Genomic DNA, 8,545 nt, shown 5'->3' on the forward strand with positions numbered 1-8,545 from the left:
GACTCCGCACGATCACTGGCAACGGGAAGAAGACGACTGGCGCACCTCTGCCACCGCCTTCAGGGACTCAATCCCACCACCGAAGCGTACGCCACGCACTGGACAGGCGTCCATATAATCCAGACCCACTGCCAGCTTCAGATGGTGCCGGGGTAACCGGGTCTGATTGGTCACATCAAAGGTATGCCAGCTACCGTCCTGCCAGACTTCGGCCCAGGCATGACTCGCCACATGCTCTGAATCCTGACTGTAGAGGTAACCACTGACATAGCGGGCCGGCAATCCCAGGGCACGACAGCAGGCCAGGAACACATGGGTATGATCCTGACAAACCCCATACCCGCCCCGGTACGCCTCCGCCGCGTTGCTGGCCACATCCGTTACTCCGGGGGTAAAGGGCATGGCAGAGAGTATCGTCTCGCTGAGGGCTTCAAGCCGCGCATCCACGGGCAGGCCAGCATGACGGTGCGCCAGCTCCAATAACGCTTCATCCGGGTGAGTGAGCTCTGTCATGCGCGTGAAAACCAGGGGTGACAGGCGCTGATCCGCGTCTTCACCATCTTCATCCGTGATCTCCACCAGTCCCCTGACCGACAACCGAATCTCCTGATGCGGTTGATCCAGGGTGAGCACGTGGAGGATGTTGTTGTACCCATCAGACGCCCGTTCCGCCGTCTCCGGCAAATCCATTTCCCAACTGAGAATTTTTTGCCGGGCGGAGGGCCTGGGGGTCAGTCGCAGATACTGCGTGCTGTGCTTTACTCGCTCAGAATAATGGTATTCCGTACTGTGACGGATCGACAATTTCATACCAGCTCCAGATATTCAGATTGAATGGTATCCGCCAATTCATTAATCCGACGCAGAAAATCCGTCAGGTAGTCATGCAGACCGATGTCGGTAACGTGCTCGATATCACCGTATTGCAGCCGCGCCAGCTGCACCGCTGCCAGGCGCTTGGACTGTAATCCGGCGTCCCCTTCAATGCTGGGCAGGAACTGGCAAAGCATCTGCAGGCAGGATAACAACGAGCGTGGAATCTCCGGACGGAGAATCAGCAACTCAGCCACACGCTCCGCGTTAATCGGCTCGCTATACATTTCCCGGTAGGCTTCATAGGCTCCCACAGAGCGCAACAATGCATGCCAGCGGTAGTAATCCACGGTGGTATTGGACTCCACATCCCCGTCCTGATGTTTCACATCAAGAATCCGTGCGGTGTTATCCGCTCGCTCAACGAAGGTGCCCAGACGCAGGAAGTTGAAGGTATCACTGCGCATCAAGGTGCCGTAGGTCGCCCCACGAAACAGGTGAGAGCGGTTTTTCACCCACTCGAAAAACGCCGTTTCTCCGTAATCCTGCAAGCCGGTTTGATGGATATCCTTCAGCTCGATCCAGGTACTGTTCACGCTCTCCCACATCTCCGCGGTAATCTTGCCGCGCACCGCATGGGCACAGCTTCTGGCCTGCCGCAGGCACTGGTAGATACTGGAAGGGTTATCCTCGTCCAGGGTAAAGAAATACAGCAGGTTGCCGATGGTCACGTTGCCATAGCGGCTTTTGTAGCGTTCTCCGGACCCGGTAATCGCCAGCGGCGCCATCAACTCTGATTCCAGATCCACCGCAAAGCGGATCAGCGACAGGTTCCAGACCACGTCCAGCATCCGCGCGGTATTTTCCGCCCGCTCGAAATAACGGGACAACCAGTACAGGTCAGAAGCAGTACGACTCAGCATGGCTCTCTCTCCTCCAGCACCCAGGTATCCTTGGTGCCGCCGCCCTGGGAGGAATTCACAACCAGGCATCCCTCTTTCATGGCCACACGGGTCAAGCCACCGGGGACAACCCGGGTTTCGTTCCCGCTGAGCACAAAGGGACGCAAGTCGATATGGCGGGGAGCGATGCCTTCATTGACAAAAATCGGGCAGGTCGAGAGTGACAGTGTCGGTTGGGCAATATAGTTATCCGGGTTTGCCAGCAACCGGTCCCGGAAGTGAGCGATTTCATCCCGGGTGGCCGCCGGCCCCACCAGCATTCCATAGCCACCGGCCCCATGGACCTCCTTGACGACCAGCTCCGGGAGATTGGCGAGAACGTGTTTCAGTTCATCCTTGCGGCGGCACTGCCATGTGGGCACGTTGGCCAGGATCGGTTCTTCATCCAGATAGAAGCGAATCATGGCTGGCACATAGGGATAAATGGACTTGTCATCCCCTACCCCGGTACCCACCGCATTGGCCAGAACCACCCTTCCCTCTCGATACACGGACAGCAAGCCGGGCACACCGAGCATGGAATCCTGACGAAATGCCAGAGGGTCCAGGTAGGCATCGTCAACCCGCCGATAAATCACATCCACCCGCTGGGAGCCCGCGGTCGTCCGCATGAAGACGCAGCCTTCCTTCACGAACAGGTCGGCTCCCTCAACCAGTTCGATCCCCATTTGCTGCGCCAGAAAGGCATGCTCGAAATAGGCGCTGTTGTAACGCCCCGGGGTCAGCAATACCACCGTGGGGTTACTGTGACGGGCGCTCTGCTGCAAGGTTTCCAGCAGTAACGAGGGGTAATGATCAACCGGTGCCACCATCTGTCTGGCAAACAGTTCCGGGAAAAGCCGCATCATCATGCGACGGTTTTCGATCATGTAACTGACCCCGGAAGGGGTACGGAGGTTATCCTCGAGCACGTACCAGGCACCCTCGCCATCGCGGATCAGATCAACACCGCTGATTTGCGAATAAACCTGATTGGGAAGATCCACATCCTGCATGCAGGGCTGGTATTGGGCATTGCCGAATACCTGCTCAGCCGGCAGGTGACCTTCCTTGATGATGCGTTGATCGTGGTAAATATCGTGCAGAAACAGATTCAGCGCCTGGACCCGTTGTATCACCCCGCGCTCCAGCTTCTGCCATTCGGAGGCCGGAATGACCCGAGGCAAGGTATCAAAGGGGATCAACCGTTCCGTGCCACTATCCTCACCGTACACATTGAATGTAATGCCCACTCGGTGGAACTGAAGCTCCGCTTCCCTGCGCTTTCTTTCCAGGCTTTGGCCGTCCTGTTGCAACAGCCAGTCGTGGTACTGCGTATAATGCGTCCGAATACCTCGGCCCGGGGCAATCATCTCATCAAAACCGGCAACGGCCGGCAACGTTAATGACCGCATGGCACTTTCCTTCTCTCAAGAAAGGCTTTGCGCCTTCCATGAAAGTTATTGAGCAAGTCCCATGCCAGAAAATCGCTCAACAGACCGGTCAGCGACCCCACTCCAGAGCCGCCCTGCTTCATAATGAAGCACCGGTTTCGACAAGCACGGATCAGTATGTCCAAAATAGCGCACAGGACGGGAACCGGCAGAGAGAGGCTACATGGAGCAGGTTGATACCGTGATCGTCGGTGCCGGCGTCGTCGGCCTGGCGATCGCCCGTGAACTGGCCCCTTCAAGGTCGGTGGTACTGCTTGAGCAGGAACGACACTTTGGCGAACACCTCTCTTCCCGCAACAGCGAGGTCATCCACGCCGGTCTCTACTACCCACCGGACTCTCTGAAAGCCCGCCTGTGCCTGCGCGGCAATGCCCTGCTATATCGGTACTGCCAGGAACAAAACATTCCCTACCGGCAGTGCGGCAAGCTGGTCGTCGCCAATGAAGGGCAACAGGACACGCTGGTGCAACTGCACCAGAACGCTCTGAACAGCGGCGCCACCGGCCTGCATCCATGTAGCCAGCAGTGGTTGGGTCGCCAGGAACCCTGGCTCCATGCCTGCGAGGCGCTGCTCAGTGAACATAGCGGGATTGTCGACAGTCACGCCCTGATGCAATGTCTTGCCGCGCAGGCGCAGGCACATCATGCCCTGCTCTGCTATCGCCACCGGGTGCGCCGGATTGATTGCCATCAGGCGCATTTCCTGCTGCTGGTAGACAGTGACGAGGGGCCCTTCGAGTTACAGTGCCGGCATCTCATCAATGCCGCCGGCCTGGGTGCCGTACCACTGCTGCAGCACTGCCATGGGTTCCCCGCAGACGGCATTCCCGAGCAACGGCTGGCCCGGGGGAACTACTTTTCACTGGCGGGCCGCAGCCCGACACAACGGCTGGTTTATCCTTTGCCGGAAAGCGATGGACTGGGCATTCACCTTACCGTGGACCTGGCCGGCAACGCCCGCTTCGGCCCGGATGTGGAATGGATCGCGCAGCGGGATTATCAAGTCAACGCGTCACGGCGACCGCAGTTCGAAAACGCCATACGTCGTTACTGGCCGTCCTTTGCCCCCCAGAGACTTTCCCCCGCCTATGCCGGTATCCGCCCCAAGTTATTCGTCAACGGAGCGCCCTGGCGGGATTTCCTGATACAGGATGAAAAGGAACACGGCATCAAAGGCATGATCAATCTGCTGGGAATAGAGTCCCCCGGCCTGACAGCAGCACTGGCCATTGCGGAAGACATCGCCAGTCAGGGTTAAATATATGCAGGGTGCCACTGAGTCCAAGGCGAACTGCACCATATGGCGTTTCAGTGGTGCAGTTCGCCCTGGGCTCAGTGCACCCTACGCTCAGCGGAAATTGAGAGCGATATCAGTGATGACGTCCCATTACCCTTCCCGCCAAACGCGTCACCCAGCTAGCAGGTAATACCCGCACCAAAGAGACCATGACTCGATACAAGGCCCCGGGAACCACCACTGCTTTTCCACTGGCCAGCGCCTCCAGCCCGGCCCGTGCCACTACGTCCACAGGCATCATGGCTTTTTCCAGATCCGGGTCCATCCGCTCACGGGCGATGGACGAAAACTCGGTGCGGGTGCCGCCGGGGGACAGTGCCGTCACCACAATGCCCGCTGGTTTGAGTTCTTCGTGGAGAGCACGGCTCAGATGCAGCACACAGGCCTTGCTGGCTGCATAGGTGGCCATGCCCGGGATCGGAAACCAGGCAGACACCGAGCTCACATTGAGCACCCAGCCCTGGCCCCGTTGCGCCATGGGCGCGGCAAACCGCTGAGTCAGCACCAGCAGGCTCCGTACATTGACATCGATCATGCCCAGCTGATCCGCCACCGGCAGCGACAACAGCGGTTTCTGGAAACCAAAGCCGGCATTGTTGATGAGAATATCCACCTGCCGCCCGGCGGCCTGCGTCTGTGCAAACACCGCTTCGGCTGCTTGCGGATCAGACAGATCAGCCGTAATCACATCAACGGTGACCGATGCCAGCTCCGCGGCAAGGGAATCGAGTCGCTCAGTGCGCCGCGCTACCAGAATCAGATTGCAGCCCACCGCAGCCAGCTGCCTAGCCATTTCCTCACCAATGCCGCTGGATGCACCGGTAATCAGCGCCGTTTTACCCTTGAAGATCTGCATGGAGTGCCCCCGATATGCCAAATAGGGTCCGTCATGATGGAAACGCATTATCCGTGCTAATAGTGAGACAGTTCACCCCTTTCCTGTTTGCCGGACCCTACACTTAACTGACTCGCCCTGCGCCAATCCCGGCAGCAGGAATGGCACCAACCGAGAGAGGCATTATCACCAACACAAGGGAGTAACAACGATGCGCAATGGACTGCTTGCCGCTTTTCTATTTTCTCTTTTACTGATCTCTGCCTGCGCCGTAAAACTGGATGGACTACCCGGTGACCCGGCGCAACTGAAAGCGGAACCCCGTTTATTCTGTCCCGGCGACCCGATCACCGTCAGCTGGGATGCCCGCAATATGCCCCGTGACGAATCGCACTGCAGCGTTTTCGGTGACGCATACAGCACGGCACCAAGCTGTGCCACGGCATCAGAATGCCCCAGTGATGGACGGTGTGTGGACGGCTACTGCTGCCCCTCCGATTTTCCTCCCGGCGTTGCCCAGGTTTGCCCGAATCATGATGGCTGCTATCCCCCCTTTGCGATCACGGTCACCGCTGACACGCTTACCCTGAGCCCACCGGTAAATGGCGAAAACGAGGCCCTGGCGGATTCCCGCACAGTCACTCCCGAAGCCAGTACCCGGTTTACCGCCACGCTGATCACGGATGGCGAGACCTATGACATGTCCGTCGCCACCGAAATGCTGCAACTCTCGCCTCCCAGTACCCGGGATTTCGACTTTCCCTTTGTGTGCAACGGCGCCACACCCGGATGGCAATCCATCGATCTGGATCGGGAGTACGGATGGCGTGAGCGACGCTATGCCAGTGACAGCGTGCAGGTGATAACGGTGACAAATACCTCGGGACATGCGATTCAGCTTCGCACAAGCGATCCTGCCGTCGGGCCGATCACTCTGGGGGCCGGTGAGTCAACCGACGCCTTTAATGGCCGGCCTCGCGGCGAATGGTTCGCCACCCTCTCCCCCACTGATCCCGCCTTTGGGTTGACGCCTCGCTGCGACGCCACCCACATCAGTGACCCCTGGCCGGATCTTCAGGTTAGTGTAAGGCTGGAGTGTACAGAGCCGGAGTCAGACTGATTGAGCGCAATCCCATAACAAAAAACCCGGCACAAGGCCGGGTTTTTTGTTGGTGCTGACTGCAGGCTTTTTACAGCTTGCCGTCCAGCTCCGGTACCGCTTCGAACAGGTCAGCGACCAGGCCGTAGTCCGCCACCTGGAAGATGGGGGCTTCTTCGTCCTTGTTGATCGCAACGATGACCTTGGAGTCTTTCATGCCGGCCAGATGCTGGATGGCACCGGAGATGCCCACAGCAACGTACAGGTTCGGCGCAACGATCTTACCGGTCTGACCGACCTGCATGTCGTTGGGTACGAAGCCTGCGTCAACGGCAGCACGGGATGCACCCACGCCAGCGCCCAGCTTGTCAGCCAGCTTGTACAGGATTTCGAAGTTGTCGCCGTTGCCCATGCCACGACCACCGGAGATCACGATCTCGGCAGAGGTCAGCTCGGGACGGTCGGACTTGGCCAGCTCTTCACCCACGAAGGAGGAGATACCGGCGTCCTTGGCAACGTCGATGTTCTCAACGGAAGCAGAACCACCTTCAGCGGCAACGCCGTCGAAAGAGGTACCACGCACGGTGATCACTTTCTTGGCATCGCTGCTTTTCACGGTAGCAATAGCGTTACCGGCGTAGATCGGACGCTTGAAGGTATCCGCGTCGATCACGTCGGAGATCTCGGAGATCTGGGCCACGTCCAGCAGCGCTGCAGCGCGCGGCGCGAAGTTTTTGCCGGTGGTGGTAGCGGCAGCCAGGATGTGGCTGTAATCCGCGCCAACTTCAGCAACCAGATCGCCAACGTTCTCGGCCAGCTGGTGCTCGTAGGCGTCATTGTCAGCGCACAGTACCTTGGAAACGCCATCAATCTTGGCCGCTTCTTCAGCAACAGCGCCACAGCCTTTACCGGCTACCAGCACAGTGATGTCGCCGCCGATTTCTTTGGCAGCAGCAACCACACTCAGGGTGACCTTGTTGAGCGCGGCGTTATCGTGTTCGGCGTAAACTAATACACTCATCAGATCACCTTCGCTTCGTTCTTCAGTTTCTCAACCAGCTCGTCAACGGAGCCAACGATGATGCCAGCCTGACGCTCGGCCGGGGCTTCCACACTGACAGTGGTCACACGGGGAGTCAGGTCAACGCCCAGATCAGCAGCGGTCTTGGTGTCCAGCGGCTTCTTCTTGGCTTTCATGATGTTCGGCAGAGACGCATAACGCGGCTCGTTCAGACGCAGGTCGGTGGTAACCACCGCCGGCAGGTTCAGCTCAACGGTCTGCAGGCCACCGTCGATTTCACGGGTCACCTTCACTTTACCGTCAGCCACGTCCACTTCAGACGCGAACGTGCCCTGCGGCATGCCGGTCAGCGCAGCCAGCATCTGGCCGGTCTGGTTGTTGTCGCCGTCGATAGCCTGTTTGCCGAGAATCACCAGGTCCGGCTTTTCTTCGTCAACGATGGCTTTCAGTGCCTTGGCGATGCCCAGCGGCTGAACGTCTTCATCGGTTTCTACCAGGATGGAGCGATCAGCGCCCAGTGCCATGGCAGTACGCAGCTGCTCCTGAGCGGTCTTGGGACCGATGGAAACGGCAACGATTTCGGTAACCACACCCTTCTCTTTCAGGCGCACCGCTTCTTCTACAGCGATTTCACAGAAGGGGTTCATGGCCATTTTGACATTAGCGAGATCAACACCAGAGTTGTCCGCCTTCACGCGAACCTTGACGTTGTAGTCAATGACTCGCTTGATGGGTACAAGAACCTTCATAGGATCCTCGGAATGTTCCATTGGGTGACATGTAGAAGGAGGCGAATTGACGCCGTTGCCGGGTCCACCCCCGCGAAAGAGCCGCTATCTTGAACGCTCGGCCAAAGCAGGTCAATAGGCCGAAAATCTGTAAGCGAATGATTTTGCTGCAAATAGACTCTGCAAGGTGTCCACTTTTCGTGACTTTACGGTCGGCCATTTCCTTGTAAATCAACCAGCTAGCAAGGGATAATCCGAACACCTGTTTGAAATGGTTGCAGTGGCCGCCCCACCGGATCAACACCCGGTAACAATGCAGCGGGCGTTGCGGCCAACCCAGGCAGTGGTGCGGTTTGG

General features: G+C 58.2%; 8 protein-coding genes. 2 read left to right on the forward strand and 6 right to left on the reverse strand.

Annotation, left to right across the window (positions count from 1 at the left end):
• Nucleotides 1-12 precede the first annotated feature (12 nt).
• The 3 genes from A3714_RS06115 to A3714_RS06125 are packed head-to-tail and all read right to left on the reverse strand — an operon-like array spanning nt 13 to nt 3,169.
• Nucleotides 13-810: a transglutaminase family protein gene (locus tag A3714_RS06115; RefSeq protein ID WP_063508011.1), complete on the reverse strand. Its 798-nt coding sequence runs from the start codon at nt 808-810 to the stop codon at nt 13-15.
• Nucleotides 807-1,736 carry an alpha-E domain-containing protein gene (locus tag A3714_RS06120; protein WP_063525746.1) on the reverse strand — a complete coding sequence of 310 codons (930 nt, stop codon included), beginning with the start codon at nt 1,734-1,736 and terminating at the stop codon, nt 807-809. Before A3714_RS06120 ends, A3714_RS06115 begins: the two co-directional genes overlap by 4 nt.
• A complete protein-coding gene (locus tag A3714_RS06125) occupies nt 1,730-3,169 on the reverse strand; it encodes a circularly permuted type 2 ATP-grasp protein (protein WP_063509885.1) in 1,440 nt (479 codons plus the stop codon). The genes A3714_RS06120 and A3714_RS06125 overlap by 7 nt, the downstream gene beginning before the upstream one ends.
• 202 nt (nt 3,170-3,371) lie before the next feature.
• On the opposite strand from A3714_RS06125, the gene A3714_RS06130 reads away from it, so the two are divergent.
• On the forward strand, nt 3,372-4,466 hold the full coding sequence (locus A3714_RS06130; RefSeq protein WP_063509884.1) for an NAD(P)/FAD-dependent oxidoreductase: 1,095 nt from the start codon (nt 3,372-3,374) through the stop codon (nt 4,464-4,466).
• A 112-nt stretch (nt 4,467-4,578) separates the two neighbouring features.
• Here A3714_RS06130 and A3714_RS06135 read toward each other — a convergent pair whose 3' ends face one another.
• Nucleotides 4,579-5,361, reverse strand: a complete 783-nt coding sequence (locus A3714_RS06135) for an SDR family oxidoreductase (RefSeq protein WP_063509887.1) — start codon at nt 5,359-5,361, stop codon at nt 4,579-4,581.
• 190 nt (nt 5,362-5,551) lie between these two features.
• Between A3714_RS06135 and A3714_RS06140 the strand changes: the two genes are divergently transcribed.
• Nucleotides 5,552-6,460, forward strand: a complete 909-nt coding sequence (locus A3714_RS06140) for a hypothetical protein (RefSeq protein WP_063509883.1) — start codon at nt 5,552-5,554, stop codon at nt 6,458-6,460.
• A 70-nt stretch (nt 6,461-6,530) separates the two neighbouring features.
• Here A3714_RS06140 and A3714_RS06145 read toward each other — a convergent pair whose 3' ends face one another.
• On the reverse strand, nt 6,531-7,460 hold the full coding sequence (locus A3714_RS06145) for an electron transfer flavoprotein subunit alpha/FixB family protein (RefSeq protein WP_063509882.1): 930 nt from the start codon (nt 7,458-7,460) through the stop codon (nt 6,531-6,533).
• Nucleotides 7,460-8,209, reverse strand: a complete 750-nt coding sequence (locus A3714_RS06150; protein WP_062817978.1) for an electron transfer flavoprotein subunit beta/FixA family protein — start codon at nt 8,207-8,209, stop codon at nt 7,460-7,462. The genes A3714_RS06145 and A3714_RS06150 overlap by 1 nt, the downstream gene beginning before the upstream one ends.
• Between the last annotated feature and the right edge of the window lie 336 nt (nt 8,210-8,545).

The organism is Alcanivorax sp. HI0007, assembly GCF_001635525.1.
Classification (GTDB): domain Bacteria; phylum Pseudomonadota; class Gammaproteobacteria; order Pseudomonadales; family Alcanivoracaceae; genus Alcanivorax.

Coding starts and splice junctions, on each gene's coding strand:
- A3714_RS06135 (WP_063509887.1), bottom strand. CDS start 5,361: ATGCAGATCTTCAAGGGTAAAACGGCGCTGATTACCGGTGCATCCAGC.
- A3714_RS06145 (WP_063509882.1), bottom strand. CDS start 7,460: ATGAGTGTATTAGTTTACGCCGAACACGATAACGCCGCGCTCAACAAG.
- A3714_RS06125 (WP_063509885.1), bottom strand. CDS start 3,169: ATGCGGTCATTAACGTTGCCGGCCGTTGCCGGTTTTGATGAGATGATT.
- A3714_RS06140 (WP_063509883.1), top strand. CDS start 5,552: ATGCGCAATGGACTGCTTGCCGCTTTTCTATTTTCTCTTTTACTGATC.
- A3714_RS06120 (WP_063525746.1), bottom strand. CDS start 1,736: ATGCTGAGTCGTACTGCTTCTGACCTGTACTGGTTGTCCCGTTATTTC.
- A3714_RS06130 (WP_063509884.1), top strand. CDS start 3,372: ATGGAGCAGGTTGATACCGTGATCGTCGGTGCCGGCGTCGTCGGCCTG.
- A3714_RS06150 (WP_062817978.1), bottom strand. CDS start 8,209: ATGAAGGTTCTTGTACCCATCAAGCGAGTCATTGACTACAACGTCAAG.
- A3714_RS06115 (WP_063508011.1), bottom strand. CDS start 810: ATGAAATTGTCGATCCGTCACAGTACGGAATACCATTATTCTGAGCGA.